This window comes from Pseudomonas sp. PS02290, assembly GCF_029960075.1.
Taxonomy (GTDB): Bacteria; Pseudomonadota; Gammaproteobacteria; order Pseudomonadales; family Pseudomonadaceae; genus Aquipseudomonas.
In genome coordinates this window covers 1-16062 of sequence record NZ_JASCOY010000100.1, presented here as the reverse complement: position 1 = coordinate 16062, position 16062 = coordinate 1, and the positions used below count along the sequence as shown (strand labels likewise).

Here is a 16062-nt window from a genome sequence, read left to right as displayed (position 1 = left end):
GAGCGGCATGGATGCCGCGAGAGCCGCCCCCCGCCATGGATGGCGGATGGCGGCGGGCCCACGGAGCGTCGTCGGAGTGAGGGTATTCCGACGAAGGAGGAACCCAACCAGGAGCAAGCACCCTTGGTTACTTGGGGATGGTGCGACTTTCGACTTTTCCAAGTAACTCGCCGAAGGCGAAACCGAGGCCGTTAGGCCGACGCCCTTGATCTTGATCTTGATCTTGATCTTGATCTTGATCTTGATCTTGATCTTGATCTGCATAAGCCGCACCGTTAAACAAGCCGCTCTTGGACCAACGCATTGCGAACAACCACCAGCATCGACTCAATATTCTGATCCCAATCCACCGTCCCGCTGATCCGCACACACTGCTGATGCAACCCCCGCACACTGAACAACTCCCCCGGCGCCACAACAATCCGCTGCTCCAGCAACCGATTGAACACCCGCGCCGTATCCACCCGATGCACACTCTCCAGCCAGAGCGAAGCACCACCCCGAGCACGCACAAACGCCACCTCATCCCCCAGATACGCCTCCACCCCGCTTGCCAACTCACCGACCCGCTGCTCAAGACAGCCACGCAACTCCCGCATGTGCCGATCAAACTGCCCCGACGCATACAACCGCGCAATCGCCTTCTGCCGAACCGGCGGCAAACGGAACGAACGCAACACCCACTGCTGATGCAACAGCGCCCGCGAATGCCTGCTCAACAAATACCCGAACGGCGCCTCCAGCCCGATCATCTTGTCGAACGCACCCACCACCAGCAGCCGCTCCGGATCAATCAAATCCCGAAACGGCGAACGGTCCTCCTCGAAACACAGGGCCCCATGGGTATCGTTCTCCAGCACCCACAACCCATGCAGATTCAATACCTCCGCCAACCGCGCCCGCTGGGCGGAAGGCATCAATTGCCCGCGAATCGGGTCCATCTGCGACGACACAATCGCCATCTTCACCGCTTCCCGCTGGATCACCGCGCCCAGCTCATCGACGTCGATTGCCCCTTGCGCGTCGGTGCAGATTTCAATCACCCGAATCCCGTAGGCCTGCAGCGTGCGCAGAATGCTCCAGCCGCACGGCGACTCCACCAGCACGGCGCCGTCGCGCAGTTGCAGCGCTTCAATCACCGTCTTCAGCACGCCGGTCTTGTCCGGCCCGATGAACACGTTGTCCGGGTGCCAGCAATGCTCGGTGGACGAGGTGTAGTGGCCGGCCAGCGCCGTGCGCAACTCGACATCACCGAAGGGCTGAAATCGCGGGTCGGGCTGGCAGGGATAATGACGCATGAGGTCGCGCTCAACGCTCAACAACGCGCCGTGAAGCGACAGCAACAGCGTCGGCTCGTCGGCGCCGAAGACGAACATGTCCGGGCGCCGGGCGCTGGCATGAAAACGCGTGAAGACGTCATCGCCTTCCAGCGGCATGTCGTTGCAGGGGTTGGGCAGCGCGAAATAACCGGACTTGGGCACGGAGCAGATGCGCCCTTCTTTTTCGAGCAGGCTATAGGCGTTTTGCACCGTGGAAATCGACACCCGCAGCCGTCGCGCCAGGAGGCGCAACGAGGGCAAGCGCACAGCTGGTCCGGCGGACAGTTCGTTGGTCAGCCTGAGCAGGTAGCGGTACACCATCTGATAGGCAAAGTCGGTCTTGTTGTTATTCATCGAACACCCCATCCGTGCGCCAGGCGCAGGGTCATTGAGAAAGCGCCCCGTCGACCACCCGAGGCTCAACGCAGCACGTCGCGTCAGTTCACCTCGCAGCGTTCAACGCCCCGAAATCAGTTCCGTGGTCAGGGCGCCGGTATGCGGATCGACCGTCGCCACCCGGCGCTTGTCGGGATCGCTGGCACGGACCCGGGCGATGATCGAACGGTCGTCGTTGAAGTCCACGTGGCGCTTGGCGTAGAGCGATTGCAGCCCCTTCAGGCTCAGGCCGCTGACTTCCACAAGCCAGTGCGGCACCAGGTCCGGGACGAGTTGCCCGGCGAGGGTCTTGTGCAGATCACTGAGCCCCACCAGCATGCCGGGGTGATAGCGACGCAGGAAATCCTCGAGCCGTGCGCCGGCGTCCACAAATGGCGAGAACAGCAGGCACACCCATTGCGTCTCGCCCAGGCCGAAAGCTTCCTGGCCGTAGCCTTCGGCAAGCTGCCGGCGATCGTCGATTTTTTCCGGGCTGTCGTAGGCGGCCAAGGCCTGAGCGATCAATCGGGCAGGCATGCGTTTGCGGCGCATCATGGCCGCCGCCAGCTCCAGGTACTCGGCGATGCCATCGTTGTAGGCACGCCCCTCTATAAATTCGGCCTTGAGCCCGCGCAGATGGGCCATCAGCAGCGGATTGGCGCAGTCCGATTCACTGAAGCTGAACGCCAGGTCATCAAAGCGAAAGCCCAGAAAATCAGTGAGAAGCCCCCAGTGTTCCTCCGTGCGAAAGCCGATGAGGTCCGCGGCGGTCAGCAAGGTCGGGGCAATGGTTCTATTCGGGTAGACCGGGGGCCGGCAGCAGCCCGACGCTTCCGCCGACTCGCCGTACAGCTCCTCGTAATAGGCGCGCCCGACACTGTCGATGACGCTTAATGCCCCGCTGAAACCCAAGGTGTGCCAGGGCTCGATTTTCTGCCCGCCATGGCGCGCCAGACGCATAATCCACGTCGCGTATTGCTTCTGCTCCTTGAGCGAGTCGCCGCTGATGACCGCATTCACCCCGCCACCCCAACAAGCAGCGCGAACCATGAAGTCCGCCATGCCCAGGTAGCAGCTGTTGCAGAAGGTAGTCCGCGCATCGCCAGCCGTCAGATGCCCGCCCAGCAGCACGTCGGAGCGATTCTGCTCACGACCCGCGGTCGAAACAGGCAAATCGGGCTCGAAAATCTGCACGTACTGGTGATCGATCACCAACAGCTCGACCCTCGGGTCGTCGTGCAGAAACAGCGCCGAATAACAGCGGTCGATGTTGCCCATCACCGCCGAAGTAATGCCTGCATGGCGCATATTGGCGACCCGCAGCCTGAACGTTGCCGGCCCCCGTGCGGCGATGCTCAGTTGAGCGGCACGCAACATGGCCACGGTATAGGCGCTGTCCTTGCCGCCGCTGAATGCCACCAGCACTTTATAGCCGCCGATCCTGTCTATGCCGCCCGCAGCGACGATCAAACGCTGGATCAATAACTGAAGGGCGGTTCGTTCGTTGCGATTCAAATAACCCGAGAGGCGTTGCAGCACTTGCTGATAGACGTAGCTCATGGCCTGTTCGTGCATTGAACTCATGGCTTTGATACCCGACGACTGGTCAGCGAGGCAACGCTGTTCCCTATTGTTGGCTTGATATCCATACATGAGGGAGTCCCGATAGTCATGAGTGCAGCGGGCCGGTTATCAGGCAAAGCAGAGGGCGGCAGGTCAACAGGCATCGACTCGTTCCTTGAGCATGTAATTATTGAAACTATTATCGACGCATGCGAAACAATTACAAGCCAGCTACTGCCGACACGTGAAGCTTCTCTTTTCGACAAATCCGAACAGGCATTAAACGAGGATGTTTAAATAAGGGTTTATTAAAACGAACAGTCCATTGATTCGAAAAGACTTATAACCACACACACTTGGCGGATTGACCATTCAATTAAACATCCGATAAACAAAAAAGCCTTCCAGAACATTCGGGAAGGCTTGAGTGATGCAACGTGACCGGTGACTGACAGGGCGGTTACCTGGAACCCGGTCTCCGACACCTCAATCCCGACGCCAGGTCAAAAGCGTCGAGCATTCAATGAGCGCGATGGTCTGCACTCAGGATGGATCAACCTCAACCACCACGCGACCGCCCACCGGGCAACCGTCCATCAAACGATGCGCCTCGACCAGTTGATCGAAGGGGAACACCTTGGTGATCTGCGGCACCAGCATGCCATCTGCCGTCATCTGGTTGATGTCGCGCAATGCACGCTTGATCGCTTCTTCGTCCTGCTTGATGCCCAGCTCAGGCTTGCCGGTGAAGTTGCCAACGCAGTGCACAAAGAACTGAATGTTCTTCTGGAACGCTGCACACGCCGGGAATGGCGTCTGGTTGCCGCCTTGCAGGCCATAGAGAATCAGGCTGCCACGTGGCGCCAGCACATCACCCAGAATCGACATCTGCGGGCCGCCCAGACCGTCGAGGACAATGTCCACGCCGCGGTTGTCGGTGTAGCGGTTGATCGTCAGAAGCAGATCCTCTTCTTCGGTGACGATCACCTTGTCCGCACCCATTTTCAGCAGGTATTCGCGGCAGGCGTCGGTCTTGGTCGCGGCAATCACCTTGATGCCGAGCGCCTTGCCCAGTTGCAGAAACGCAGGGCCCGCGCAGTGGCTGGCATCGGTGACCAGCGCCGTTTGCCCGGGTTTGGACCGTGCCAGTTCAACGAAAGCAAAATACGCCACCAGCATTGGCGTGTAGTGAACGGCCGCCTGATTGGGCGTCAGCACGTCCGGGTAATGCGTCACGGAGGTGCGAGGCAACAGGATCAACTCGCCGTAGACCGGGTACACATTGACGTCAGCCGAAGGGAAGCTGGCAACCTTGTCGCCGACTTTCAGGTCGGTCACGCCATCGCCGATGGCGGTAATGACGCCCGCCATTTCGGAACCCAGACCGGCCGGCAGGCGAGCTTGGGATGAAGCCAGATTTTGCCGCCACAGCACGTCGTACCAGGTGACGCCGATCGCCTGGACGCGCACTTGCACCTCACCGGGTGCAGGCAACGCGACCGGCAGCTCTTCTACTTTGAGCACCTCGGCCGGACCGAACTGATGAAAACGGATCGTGCGGGACATTTCGAACCTCGCCTTATGAACCTTGATGCCATGAACTCTATCCGGGCGCCGCCGGTAACACTATCAGTGGCTATTAATAGTCGACATGCCTGCCATCGATTCTGATGGTGCAGGCAGCGCTGAATCTCAAGCGGCCGTCCCGGGCCTGCAGGGCGCACATTGTTGGGTGCGCACCGCGACATTGCAACCCAGAGGCCAAATATCGATGAATCCCTTGTTCCACGCTGGCTGCGTCGGCCCGGATTACAAAGGGCCAGTATGTAGGCATTGGTGTGTTTTTACTCGTCAAGGTTTCATCGAGGCCTATCGGCGGCATGGTACGAAGCTCATTTACAGGGATGCAGGAAAATTCAACGATGCAGACAACCGGTATTTACCCGTAATATCCCTGCCTGAGCTGAACACGTGGCGCGCGTCTGGGCCGCCAATGTATCGACCAATGCCCCCGAGACCCCCGTCATGAATCGCAACGACCTGCGTCGCGTCGACCTCAATCTGCTCATCGTTTTCGAAACATTGATGCACGAACGCAGCGTCACACGCGCTGCTGAGAAGCTGTTCCTCGGTCAGCCGGCGATCAGTGCGGCGCTGTCGCGATTGCGCGGGCTGTTCGACGATCCGCTGTTCGTGCGCACCGGGCGCAGCATGGAACCCACCGCGCGGGCCATCGAGATCTTTGGCCTGTTGTCCCCTGCCCTGGACTCCATTTCCACCGCCGTCAGCCGCGCTGCCGACTTCGACCCGGCCACCAGCACCGCAGTGTTCCGCATCGGCCTGTCCGATGAAGTCGAGTTCGCCCTGCTGCCCTCGCTGCTCAAGCGCCTGCGCTCGGAGTCGCCCGGCATCGTGCTGGTCGTGCGCCGCACCAACTACATCCTCATGCCGGCGCTGCTGTCTTCCGGCGAAATCTCCATCGGCGTCAGCTACACCGACGACCTCCCCGCCAATGCCAAGCGCAAAGTGCTGCGCCGTAGCAAACCCAAACTGCTGCGCGCCGACACCATGCCGGGGCCGATCACCCTGGACGACTTCTGCGCCCGCCCCCACGCACTGGTGTCCTTCGCCGGCGACCTGGGCGGCTTCATCGACGAACACCTGGAAAAAATCGGCCGCAAACGCCATGTCGTGCTGGCGGTTCCCCAGTTCAACGGGCTGGCGACACTGATTGCCGGGACTGACATTGTGGCGACCGTGCCGGATTACGCGGCTGCCGTGCTGACGGCTGCCGGGGGGGTGCGTGCGGAAGAGTTGCCGATTGAATCGCGTACGTTTGAGCTGCACATGGCTTGGCGTGGGTCGCAGGACAATGATCCGGGGGAAAGATGGTTAAGGTCGCGGATTCAGATGTTTTTTGGGGATCCGGATAGTTTGTAATGAATGGCCCGACACATTGATTGAAGAGCAATCCCAACCATGAAAAATCGGGCACCCTACTACGTGCTGTTTACTGTGATGCTTTCACTGTTGTGCCAACCCGCCCTGGCATCATCGTGGCAAATCTGCAGGATGGAGTTGCGCATTACTGATGTCGTGACAAACCCATTTCCCAAGTTGCAGGCGGAGATCCTGAAAGTAAGCGTAAAGACGGCCACGGTTATCTGTCCCGAACAGGGGACGACTCTCATGTTTACGCCGGAAACGTCGGACTATCAGGCGGTACTTCCACGCCGAAGCTGGCCTAAGAGAATTGGTATGGCGCCTCCAGATGTAAGAATACTTTCACGCCATCGAATTAACGTTTTCGCGTACTACTCCGGTCTGGCTACCATTTTCGAGCCTTGGTTAGGGGTTTCGAAAGAAGATCGCATCAACCCGCCCGTCCATCCAACGCCAGCCCGCCACCGCTGCCCGCTTCGCCCCAAAATGCCTCTGCCGCCTGACTCAATTTTGCCTTCGGCCGTGTCAGATGAATCTCCAGCGGAATATCCCAGCTTTCATCCAGTGCTCGGACCAACCGCCCTTCCAGCACTTCCTGCTCGGTGAGGCTTTTCGGCAGCCACGCCACGCCTTTGCTTTCCAGGGCCATGGACATGAGCACCGCGGCAAGGTGGCTGCTGAAAAGTGGTTTGAGGTGAAGGTAATCTTCCTTGCCCCGCAGTCGGTGCGCGACGATACGGCCCAGCCCGGATTCATGGGTGTAAGCCAGATACGGCAATGCCGCCGGCGCGGTGCCGAATCGGGTCGATGTGTTCGCCAGGGGCACCAGCACGTCCTCACCCACTTTTTTGCTGATGAACTGATCAGGCGCCAGCAACGGAGGGACGTCGGGGTGGCGATGGCAGAGCATGAACTGCACCTGACCGTGGATCAGCATCTGCTCGCAGACGGCCATGCTGTCGGAATGCAGCTGCACGGCTTCGATGAGCGCGCCATTTTCCGAGCTTCGCAGCCACTTGGGGAAGAAGGTGAACGACAGCGAATGCGTCGCCGCGAACTTGAGTGACCGCGCTGCCATGCCGGCCACTTCCTGAGCCTCGTTGCGCATCCGGTACAGGTGCCGGGCGGCCTCCTGAGCGCTGGGCAAAATCTGCCGGCCGGCTTCCGTCAGCGTCGCGCCCTGGGGTGTGCGCACGAACAACTCCACCCCCATCCAGTTCTCCAGCGAGCGAACCCTGCGGCTAAAGGCCGGCTGGGTAACATGCCTTGCTTCGGCGGCACGGACAAAGCTGCCGTACTCCGCCAGCGCTGAAAGGTCTTCGAGCCAGACGAGTTCCAAGGGGCCATGCCTCCTGTGCATAGGGTGCGGCATTAATAGCATTGGGCGGTTGGCGTCGCAAAGCCTAACGTGGGGCCACGAACAACAGCACGAACAACAAGAGTAACCCGCCATGCACATCGTCGACATTCGTGAGAAAACCGTCTCCATCGCCTCGCCCATCGCCAACGCCTACATCGATTTTTCCAAGATGACCTGCTCGGTCGTTGCAGTGATCACCGACGTGATTCGCGACGGCAAACCGGTTATCGGCTATGGCTTCAATTCCAACGGTCGCTACGGCCAGGGCGCGCTGATGCGTGATCGCTTTCTGGCACGCATCACCGAAGCGGACCCCGACACCCTTGTCGATCACGAAAACAATAACCTGGACCCGTTCGCCATCTGGAAAGCCCTGATGACCAACGAAAAGCCGGGCGGTCACGGTGAGCGCTCGGTCGCCGTGGGCACTATCGACATGGCGGTCTGGGACGCAGTCGCCAAAATCGAAGGCAAACCGCTCTATCGCCTGCTGGCTGACCGCTACCGTAACGGCGTGGCCGACGACAAAGTCTGGGTCTATGCAGCGGGCGGCTATTACTACCCCGGCAAGGACCAGACCAAGCTCAAGGCAGAGATGCAGAGCTATCTGGATCGCGGTTATGACGTGGTCAAAATGAAGATCGGCGCGGTCCCACTTGACGAAGACATCCGCCGCATCGAGGCGGTGCTGGAGGTGGTGGGTGACGGGCGCCGTCTGGCGGTGGATGCCAACGGCCGTTTCGATCTGGAAACCGGCATTGCCTACGCAGAAGCCATCAAGCCGTACAACCTCTTCTGGTACGAAGAAGTCGGTGACCCGCTGGATTACGCGCTCCAGGCCGAGCTCGCCAATCACTACGAACTGCCCATGGCCACCGGTGAAAACCTGTTCTCCCATCAAGACGCCCGCAACCTGCTGCGCCATGGCGGCATGCGCCCTGATCGCGACTTTCTGCAGTTCGATTGCGCGCTGTCCTACGGACTGGTGGAATACATGCGCACCCTGAAAGTAATGGAAGACATGGGCTGGTCGTCCCGCCGCGTGGTGCCACACGGTGGTCACCAGATGTCCTTGAACATCGCCGCCGGTCTGCACTTGGGCGGCAACGAATCCTACCCGGACGTGTTCCAGCCCTTCGGCGGTTTCGCTGACGGGATCAAGGTGGAAAACAGCTACGTCGGATTGCCGGATATTCCTGGGGTTGGCTTTGAAGCGAAGTCCGCCTTGTACGCCGTGATGCGCGAGTTGGGTGAAGGCTGATTGGCGATCGCGTCAGCCCTCTTGCCCCGCAGCTGATCCGCGAAATGCTCCGGTCATTGCACCTCAGACGTGGCATGACCGGCGTCTTCACGCCTGCAGCGTTCGCGACAGGAAATCCCGAATGTACTGCGCAACCTCCGGCGCATGGGTCTCCAGGGCGAAGTGGCCGGCCTCCAGAAGATGCACCTCGGCAGTCGGGATGTCCTTGCGAAACGCCAGCGCACCCGGAGGGATGAAGGCCGGGTCGTGCTTGCCCCACACCGCGAGTAATGGGGGTTGATGCTTGCGCAGATACGCCTGGAACGCGGGATAGGCGGCGACGTTGGTGCGGTAGTCGAGAATCAGGTCCAGTTGGATGTCCTCCGCGCCGGGCCGTGCCATGTACAGGATGTCCAGGTTGTAGCCGTCGGGTGAGAGCTTCGCGGGATCAGCACCGGTGCCGTATTGCCAGTCGCGGATGGTCTTGGGCGACAGCGACGGGCGACAGGCTTCGCGATTGGCTGGCGAAGGATCACGCCAATAGGCCTGCCACGGGTCCCACTGATCGCTGAAACCTTCCAGGTAGGCGTTGCCGTTCTGGCTGATGATTGCCGTCACCTTCTCCGGGTTGGCGGCCGCGAGGCGCAGGCCGGTGGGCGCCCCGTAGTCGAAGATGTACAGCGCGTATCGAGTCAGCCCCAGGGCTTCGGTGAAGCCCTCGACCACTTTGTAAAGGTTGTCGAAGGTGTAATCGAACTGGCCTCGCGGCGGTGCCAGGGTGTTGCCGAAACCGGGCAAATCCGGGGCAATCAGGCGGTATTGGCTGGCCAGGAGCGGCATGAGGTTACGGAACATATGGCTAGCGGTCGGGAAGCCGTGGAGCAGCAAGAGCACTGGCGCATCCTTCGCGCCGACCTCGCGGTAAAACACTTCGACATCGCCGACCTTTTGCGTGTGGAACGTGACCCGGAAGGCATCATCGAACTCGACGCTACTGTGCCGGGCAGAAGGACGTGCGCTGGCGGGTGCAGCGCTCACGAGTGAAGCAGCCAACGCAGACGCTGCTCCAACCGCAGACGCTTGCAAGATGCCGCGGCGACTGACGCCGGGTTTGCTGTTCGAGGCGTTGGCCGAATCGAAAGTAGTCATTAGGAGACCTGCATGAGTGAGTTCATGCTGAATCCTATTGGCTGCTGCAACGGCCGTGAATCACCAGGAAACTCAACTCACCATTGCGGTTTTTGCAACGCGGCCAGGTCTCATGGGAAAACCGAGCGTAAACGCGGGCTCACCAAAATACCGCACGCCTTAGTAGGACCGGCTTTAGCCGGGAAGACGTCGGGGGTCACGCTGCAACTGTGAGGGTGCTCATGCCGGCCTCTTCCCGGCTGAAGCCGGTCCCACTAAAAGCACCGTGCATCCCGGTAGGACTGGCTTTAGCCGGGAAAGCGTCAGTGGTCACGCTGCAAATGTGTGGGTGCTCATGCCGGCCTCTTCCCGGCTGAAGCCGGTCCCACTAAAAGCACCGTGCATCCCGGTAGGACAGGCTTTAGCCGGGAAAGCGTCAGTGGTCACGCTGCAAATGTGTGGGTGCTAATGCCGGCCTCTTCCCGGCTGAAGCCGGTCCCACTAAAAGCACCGTGCATCCCGGTAGGGCTGGCTTTAGCCGGGAAAGCGTCAGGCGTCACGCCGCAAATGTAAGCCCCGTCACGCACCTGGCAACGGACTTGCCACCGGCACTCTGTAATCGGCAACCCGCTCGACATGCTCCAGCACCAGCCAGTGTCCATTGCCCAGTTGCCAGTCGAAAAAGTCCGAGAAATCCCGGTTCACCAGCGCCCGAATGGTTTTCGCCACAAAGCCGTGGCCCACCAGCAGAAGATCCTCGGCCGCAGGCAAGCTGATCAGGGCAATCAGACCGTCGTGAACCCGCTTGACCACGTCCGCGATTGACTCTCCTCCCGGCGGTCCGCTGTCCCACTGGCGCGTGATGTTGCGCTGCCACATCTCCGGATAGCGCGCCTGCGCTTCGGCTTGGGTCAGCCCCTCGAACACGCCGACATCCCTCTCGCGAAACGCCGGAATCACCTGCAAGGGCAGGTCCAATCGGTAGTTGAGAATGTCGGCAGTCTGCCGGGCGCGCTGCAAGGGGGAGGTGACGATGCGGCGGATCGAGTCAGGCCATTCCAGACGCAACGCCGCCGCCTGTTCGCGACCGGTCGCAGTCAGGCCGGGATCGAGGGCGCCGAGGTAACGGTGTTCGGCGTTGGCCTGGGTCTGGCCGTGACGTACGACGTATAAGCGCATGCAATGTCTCCCGTCGATGGCGGCAGATTCCGATGATGGCCCGCTGGATGGCAGGCCGGCGTGACCGGATCAGAAGCGGTAAGAAACACCCGTGGTCACGTTGATCGGATCACCAACGTAGAAGTTGGCCGAGTCTTGCCCTCGTGCGTCGTACGCCGTGTTGGACGCTGTGGCATAGCGCTCGTTGGTCAGGTTGCGGGCATCGACGAACACCTCCCATTTCCGGCCTGGCGCTTCATACCCTACTTTCGCCCCCCACAGCGTATAGGAAGGCGCATGCAACGAATTGGCGAAATCGACGTAGTAGCTGGAAGCAGAACGCGCGTTGACTTCGGCATAGAAACCGCTGGCCTGCCGATATTCGAGTGCGGCCTGGTAGACCTGACGCGGCAGACCCGGCAGCTCGTTGTCGCCGAAAGTCGCGTCATTGCGGTAATGGAAATCGTTGTACGTGAACGCCTGACGCAAGGTGAGGGTGTCACCCTGTCCTTCCCACAACAACGCGTTCAGACCGGCCTCGATGCCTTGATGAATCGTGCCGCTGCCGTTTGAGGTGGCGATCAACGGGTCCTGCGTCGCGGTGGCCTGACGCACCACCACCGACAGCAACTCCTTCTGCACCCACGAGCGATACAGCGTCAGGCTGCCGTCGAAAATCCCGTGCGCTCCTCGAATGCCCAGCTCAACCGTGTTGGCCTTCTGCGGCCGGACGTCCTGGATGTAGGGCGTCCCGGTGCTGCCCAGTTGCCAGGTCACGGGTGGGTCAATGGAACGGCTGACGTTGCCGAACAGCTCGAATTCGGGGGAGATTTTGTAGCGCAGGCCAATACGCGGCGCGAGGTCATGCTCTTGGTATTCGACGCCGTTGGGAAACGCGGTGGTATTGACCCCGGTGGTGTATTCGATTTCCGCCTTGCGCTTGATGTCCATGAACGACAGCCCGGTCGACAGCCAGAGGTCATCTGTCAACTGCAGCTCGTTGCCCAGCGAGAAAACCGTGTCACGCGAGCCGGTATAGTTCGCTTCCTGCTGTTTGGTCCCGGTCGCCTTGCTGTGGGATTTGACGTCGGCGAGGTACGCCTGGGTGGTGCTGAAGGTGGCGGTGCTGTCGCTGTTCAAACCCAGAAAAGTGTCGCCTGTGCGCAGGTATCGCAAGGTCAGGTTGATGTCCTTCGAGCGCCAGTCCTGGGGCGTCGCCGAGTAGCGCCAGCCGTTATAGAGCGGGTAATCGTTGTAGCCCAGGCCGACTTCCAGCTTGGCATTGTCGTCGAAGGTGTAAGTGGTTTTGCTGCCAAGCAGTGTCGTGCCGTCCTTCTTGCGACCGAATGGCACGGCGTTGCTTTTCGGGTCGTGTTTGATCTGGTACTTCGTCAGCGTGTTGCCCTGGCTGAGGGTCTCCTCTCGATAACGCAGGAAGAACCGGGTTTCCAGCTTGGGATTGAACACATAACCGAAGTTGGCGACGATGCCCTGCCCTTTATTCGCCGTGTCGTCCTGATAACCATCACGCTCGTTATGTTGCAGGCTGACGTAATAATCAGCGTTACCTTTTACGCCGCCGGTGCTTAATACCTGCTTGCGATAGCCATAACTTCCGGCTTCGAAGCGCGCGTAACTGCCGGGGTCGGTGCGGCCGGTCTTGCTGACGAAGTTGATCGCCCCGCCCAGCGATAACGCCGAATAGTTAAAGGCGTTGGCGCCGTATAACACTTCCGTGTGGTCAACACCGGCCATGTCGAGCATGTCTTCCTGAGTACCGCCGGGGCCGGTCAGCGGCAGGCCGTCGAACAGAAACTTGATGCCCAGCACATAGCCTTGATAGAAGGTGTTCAGTCCTGACCCTCGGATAGAGATCTTGTTGGCCGCTGACCCGCTGGTGGCCTGGGCGAATACACCGGGCTGCAAGGCCAGTACATCTTCGGCGTTGGAAGCGCGGCCTTTTTCAATCTCGTGGTTATCGATGACGGCCGTCTTGCCGGGTACTTTCGCCAGTTGCTGCTCCGCCTTCTGCGCTTCGCTTGCCGCCGCGCCGGTCACCGTCACGGTCGCCAGTCGCGGGTCTTGGGAACCCTCGGCGTCACCCTCAGTGGCGAACAATGGTCCGTGGACCAGCATTAACAGGACGCCCAGACTGGACGCCGTTGCCAAGGGATCGAAGCGCCGAGCGCGCGTATTAAAAGAGTGCTGTGTCAAAACAAGAGTCTCCGCAGTTAAATGTCAGTGGGAGCATCTATTCGTATAGTCGCGCTCGGCAGTGACTTTGCAGAGTTCATGCCACGTGTTATTGGCCCTGTTTATCCGGCTTTTACTATCTAAAACGTTGGGCAGGCGACACTTTGCTGCAACTCTGTCGGGTGACCAACACTTGCCAGGCATATAAAGGTGTTGCACCCCTGTTTATGACTTCCCCCCGAAAAACCCCTATAACCGGATGAAAGCGCCTCATAACCTCTACTGTTTCTGACGCAACACCTGATCGACAAAACAATGCTGATGGCACAACAGCAATTGTCGTGCAACGCTCTAGACCGGTCATTTTGCGGCGGATGGACACTTGGTATGGCTCTTGCTCCCTGAACTAAGCCGGTGCACGTGGCACCGGCATCAACAGGATCAAGGAACTTCGGTTCCGCATTGTTACGTTAAACAGCTGGGAGTTAATCAATGGCCAATGCCCAATCCGCCAACGCACTGAATGTGCTTTGGCGCCAGGCGCCGGGCGGGGAGTTGCTCGACCTGGGCCGGGTTTACCGAGGCCCTTTGGCGCTGTCGCGTCTGCAGACCACGCCCCGGCAGATATTGACCCGTCGCGAAGCAGTGCTGCTGGGCGTCTTCGCCCTGGTGTTGCACGGTGCGGTGATCTATTGGATCAATAGTTCGCCCGCCGCCACCCTGCCCGTGGTCCCGCCGGAAATCCCGCCGATGACCATCGAGTTTTCACAGCCTGCCCCTCCGGTTGTCGAGACGCCACCGCCACCGCCCCAGCCCGTCGCGCAACCCGTGGAGGAGCCTCCGCCCCCGGTAGAAGACGAACTGGCCGTGAAACCGCCGCCGCCCAAGCCCGTCCCGAAACCCAAGGCCAAGCCGGTCGCCAAGCCCGTTCCCAAACCTGTCGCCAAACCGGCGGAGCAGCCACCTGCACCGCCGACTCCACCGCAACCGGTCGCCGCGCCCGCACCGCCTGCGCCACCCGCGCCTGCACCGGTCACACCGGCTTCGGCCAATGCCGGTTACCTGCACAACCCTGCGCCGGAATACCCGGCCCTGGCCATGCGCCGCAACTGGGAAGGCACCGTATTACTGCGCGTTCACGTGCTGGGCAGCGGTAAACCGAGTGAGATCCAGGTGCAAAAAAGCAGCGGTCATGAGCAACTTGACGATGCCGCTCAGGCGGCCGTGAAACGCTGGAGTTTCGTCCCGGCCAAACGGGGCAATGACCCCATCGACGGCTGGGTCAGCGTGCCCATCGACTTCAAGATCAGGTGATCGACCATCTGGTCGCAACATCGCGGGCTACCTGACAAAAGGCGCATCGCTTAACCCCTTTTTGCCTTGCTTATTTGCCTTGTTGGAGCCGCACATGAACCTTATCGCCTCACCTTTCGATTCCATTGAACACGCCGTCATCTGGGTGCTGATCCTCTTCTCCGTCGCCACCTGGAGCCTAGCCCTGCTCAAGGGCCTGCAGTTTGCTCGCCTCAAGGCGCAGGACCGGAAATTCCACAAGCAATTCTGGGCAGCCTCGAGCCTGGACTCGGCCGCTGAGCTCGCGCACACCCGGCCGGGTGCCGCCGCCCGCGTCGCCCTGGCCGGTTACGCGGCGATTCAAGTGCCGGAAGGTGGCCACGCCGCTGATTTGAGCCAGGCGATCAACCATCAGGATCGACTCGAACGCGCCCTGCGTCAGCAAATCGTGCGCGAGCGGCGGTCGCTTGAAACCGGCCTGGCCATCCTCGCCAGTATCGGCAGCACATCGCCTTTCATCGGCCTGTTTGGGACGGTGTGGGGGATCATGTCAGCGCTCAAAGGCATCAGTGCGGCAGGGTCGGCCAGCCTTGAAACCGTGGCCGGTCCGATTGGCGCCGCACTGGTGGCCACCGGCGTCGGTATCGCCGTCGCCGTACCGGCGGTGCTGGTTTACAACTATTACCTGCGTCGCCTGAAGCTGACCGCCGCTGACCTGGACGACTTTGCCCACGACTTCTACAGCCTGGCGCAGAAGCATTCGTTCCGCGTGTTGCTGCATCCGGTGCTGAACAAATCGGGCGCCGCGGCTGGCACAACGGCTGCCGGCCAGAAAGTGAAGGAGGCGTCCTGAGATGGCTTTTTCCACACAAGACAATGACGAAGTGCTGAGCGAAATCAACGTCACGCCGCTGGTGGACGTGATGCTGGTGCTGTTGGTGGTATTCATCGTGACGGCGCCGCTGTTGACCAATTCCATCCCGATCAACCTGCCGAAAACCGAAGCGGTGGCGCCGGTGGAGCAAAAGGACCCGCTGGTGGTGAGCATCGACGACAAGGGCAAGCTGTTCATCAACAAGGACGAGATTCAGGCGGATCTGCTGGAAAGCAACCTCAGGGCGGCCAAGGACAAGAACGCCGACGTGCGCGTGCAGTTGCAGGCCGACAACGGCGTGAATTACGGCGAAGTGGCGCGGGCAATGGCCTCGATCGAGAAGGCCGGGATCACCAAGCTTTCGGTGATTACGGCTAAATGACTGTTTAGAAGATCAAGAGCGTGTGCCTGGGGGCAGACGTTTCGCCTTCGGCGAGTTACTTTTAAAAAGCACTAAAAGTAACCGAAAGTGCCTGCTCTCGGTTTGGCCCGACTTCGTCGGGTTCCCTCACTCCGACGACGCTCCGTGGGCCCGCGCCGAACGGACATCCATGTCCTGACGGCGCTCTCGCGGCATCCATGCCGCTCGGCCCACTCCGCGTCGTCTGCGTTCGGC

General features: G+C 60.4%; 13 protein-coding genes and 1 pseudogene. 6 read left to right on the top strand and 8 right to left on the bottom strand.

Features of this window, described 5'->3' with window-relative positions; genetic code table 11:
• The 3 genes and pseudogenes from QMX88_RS25295 to QMX88_RS25285 form a co-directional block, all read right to left on the bottom strand.
• Positions 1-264 (bottom strand): annotated as a pseudogene (locus QMX88_RS25295) (hypothetical protein); the annotation flags it as partial.
• Between the two features lie 11 nt (positions 265-275).
• Positions 276-1673 carry an aminotransferase-like domain-containing protein gene (locus tag QMX88_RS25290; protein WP_282372994.1) on the bottom strand — a complete coding sequence of 466 codons (1398 nt, stop codon included), beginning with the start codon at positions 1671-1673 and terminating at the stop codon, positions 276-278.
• A gap of 102 nt (positions 1674-1775) precedes the next feature.
• Positions 1776-3278 (bottom strand): hypothetical protein, encoded by a 1503-nt coding sequence (locus QMX88_RS25285; RefSeq protein ID WP_282372993.1) that lies wholly within the window; start codon positions 3276-3278, stop codon positions 1776-1778.
• A gap of 87 nt (positions 3279-3365) precedes the next feature.
• On the opposite strand from QMX88_RS25285, the gene QMX88_RS25280 reads away from it, so the two are divergent.
• Entirely contained in the window at positions 3366-3554 is a 189-nt protein-coding gene (locus QMX88_RS25280) for a hypothetical protein (RefSeq protein WP_282372992.1), read from the top strand.
• 246 nt (positions 3555-3800) lie between these two features.
• Here QMX88_RS25280 and QMX88_RS25275 read toward each other — a convergent pair whose 3' ends face one another.
• Positions 3801-4823 (bottom strand): zinc-dependent alcohol dehydrogenase family protein, encoded by a 1023-nt coding sequence (locus tag QMX88_RS25275; RefSeq protein ID WP_192173642.1) that lies wholly within the window; start codon positions 4821-4823, stop codon positions 3801-3803.
• A gap of 459 nt (positions 4824-5282) precedes the next feature.
• On the opposite strand from QMX88_RS25275, the gene QMX88_RS25270 reads away from it, so the two are divergent.
• Positions 5283-6197 carry a LysR family transcriptional regulator gene (locus tag QMX88_RS25270; protein WP_282372991.1) on the top strand — a complete coding sequence of 305 codons (915 nt, stop codon included), beginning with the start codon at positions 5283-5285 and terminating at the stop codon, positions 6195-6197.
• Between the two features lie 433 nt (positions 6198-6630).
• Here the strand turns inward: QMX88_RS25270 and QMX88_RS25265 are convergent, their stop codons facing one another.
• The gene (locus QMX88_RS25265; protein ID WP_282372990.1) at positions 6631-7539 is read right to left on the bottom strand and encodes a LysR family transcriptional regulator; all 909 of its coding nucleotides are present in this window, start codon (positions 7537-7539) and stop codon (positions 6631-6633) included.
• A gap of 112 nt (positions 7540-7651) precedes the next feature.
• Here QMX88_RS25265 and QMX88_RS25260 point away from each other — a divergent pair, with 112 nt between their 5' ends.
• Positions 7652-8821, top strand: coding sequence for a mandelate racemase/muconate lactonizing enzyme family protein (locus QMX88_RS25260; RefSeq protein ID WP_282372989.1), 1170 nt, complete (start codon positions 7652-7654; stop codon positions 8819-8821).
• 87 nt (positions 8822-8908) lie between these two features.
• On the opposite strand, the gene QMX88_RS25255 is transcribed toward QMX88_RS25260, so the two are convergent.
• The 3 genes from QMX88_RS25255 to QMX88_RS25245 form a co-directional block, all read right to left on the bottom strand.
• On the bottom strand, positions 8909-9949 hold the full coding sequence (locus QMX88_RS25255; RefSeq protein WP_282372988.1) for an alpha/beta fold hydrolase: 1041 nt from the start codon (positions 9947-9949) through the stop codon (positions 8909-8911).
• A gap of 558 nt (positions 9950-10507) precedes the next feature.
• Positions 10508-11107 (bottom strand): histidine phosphatase family protein, encoded by a 600-nt coding sequence (locus QMX88_RS25250; RefSeq protein WP_192173635.1) that lies wholly within the window; start codon positions 11105-11107, stop codon positions 10508-10510.
• Positions 11108-11176: 69 nt separating this feature from the next.
• Positions 11177-13222, bottom strand: coding sequence for a TonB-dependent receptor family protein (locus tag QMX88_RS25245; RefSeq protein ID WP_282372986.1), 2046 nt, complete (start codon positions 13220-13222; stop codon positions 11177-11179).
• Positions 13223-13771: 549 nt separating this feature from the next.
• On the opposite strand from QMX88_RS25245, the gene QMX88_RS25240 reads away from it, so the two are divergent.
• From QMX88_RS25240 to QMX88_RS25230, 3 genes are all read left to right on the top strand, one after another.
• Positions 13772-14593, top strand: coding sequence for an energy transducer TonB (locus tag QMX88_RS25240; RefSeq protein ID WP_282372984.1), 822 nt, complete (start codon positions 13772-13774; stop codon positions 14591-14593).
• A gap of 94 nt (positions 14594-14687) precedes the next feature.
• Entirely contained in the window at positions 14688-15425 is a 738-nt protein-coding gene (locus tag QMX88_RS25235) for a MotA/TolQ/ExbB proton channel family protein (RefSeq protein ID WP_282372983.1), read from the top strand.
• A 1-nt stretch (position 15426) separates the two neighbouring features.
• Positions 15427-15828 carry an ExbD/TolR family protein gene (locus QMX88_RS25230; protein ID WP_192173631.1) on the top strand — a complete coding sequence of 134 codons (402 nt, stop codon included), beginning with the start codon at positions 15427-15429 and terminating at the stop codon, positions 15826-15828.
• Positions 15829-16062 lie beyond the last annotated feature (234 nt).

Bases quoted from the DNA above. Each gene is read 5' to 3' on its own strand.
- QMX88_RS25290 (WP_282372994.1), bottom strand. From the start codon at position 1,673: ATGAATAACAACAAGACCGACTTTGCCTATCAGATGGTGTACCGCTAC.
- QMX88_RS25285 (WP_282372993.1), bottom strand. From the start codon at position 3,278: ATGAGTTCAATGCACGAACAGGCCATGAGCTACGTCTATCAGCAAGTG.
- QMX88_RS25270 (WP_282372991.1), top strand. From the start codon at position 5,283: ATGAATCGCAACGACCTGCGTCGCGTCGACCTCAATCTGCTCATCGTT.
- QMX88_RS25230 (WP_192173631.1), top strand. From the start codon at position 15,427: ATGGCTTTTTCCACACAAGACAATGACGAAGTGCTGAGCGAAATCAAC.
- QMX88_RS25255 (WP_282372988.1), bottom strand. From the start codon at position 9,949: ATGACTACTTTCGATTCGGCCAACGCCTCGAACAGCAAACCCGGCGTC.
- QMX88_RS25235 (WP_282372983.1), top strand. From the start codon at position 14,688: ATGAACCTTATCGCCTCACCTTTCGATTCCATTGAACACGCCGTCATC.
- QMX88_RS25245 (WP_282372986.1), bottom strand. From the start codon at position 13,222: ATGCTGGTCCACGGACCATTGTTCGCCACTGAGGGTGACGCCGAGGGT.
- QMX88_RS25260 (WP_282372989.1), top strand. From the start codon at position 7,652: ATGCACATCGTCGACATTCGTGAGAAAACCGTCTCCATCGCCTCGCCC.
- QMX88_RS25240 (WP_282372984.1), top strand. From the start codon at position 13,772: ATGGCCAATGCCCAATCCGCCAACGCACTGAATGTGCTTTGGCGCCAG.
- QMX88_RS25275 (WP_192173642.1), bottom strand. From the start codon at position 4,823: ATGTCCCGCACGATCCGTTTTCATCAGTTCGGTCCGGCCGAGGTGCTC.
- QMX88_RS25280 (WP_282372992.1), top strand. From the start codon at position 3,366: ATGAGTGCAGCGGGCCGGTTATCAGGCAAAGCAGAGGGCGGCAGGTCA.
- QMX88_RS25250 (WP_192173635.1), bottom strand. From the start codon at position 11,107: ATGCGCTTATACGTCGTACGTCACGGCCAGACCCAGGCCAACGCCGAA.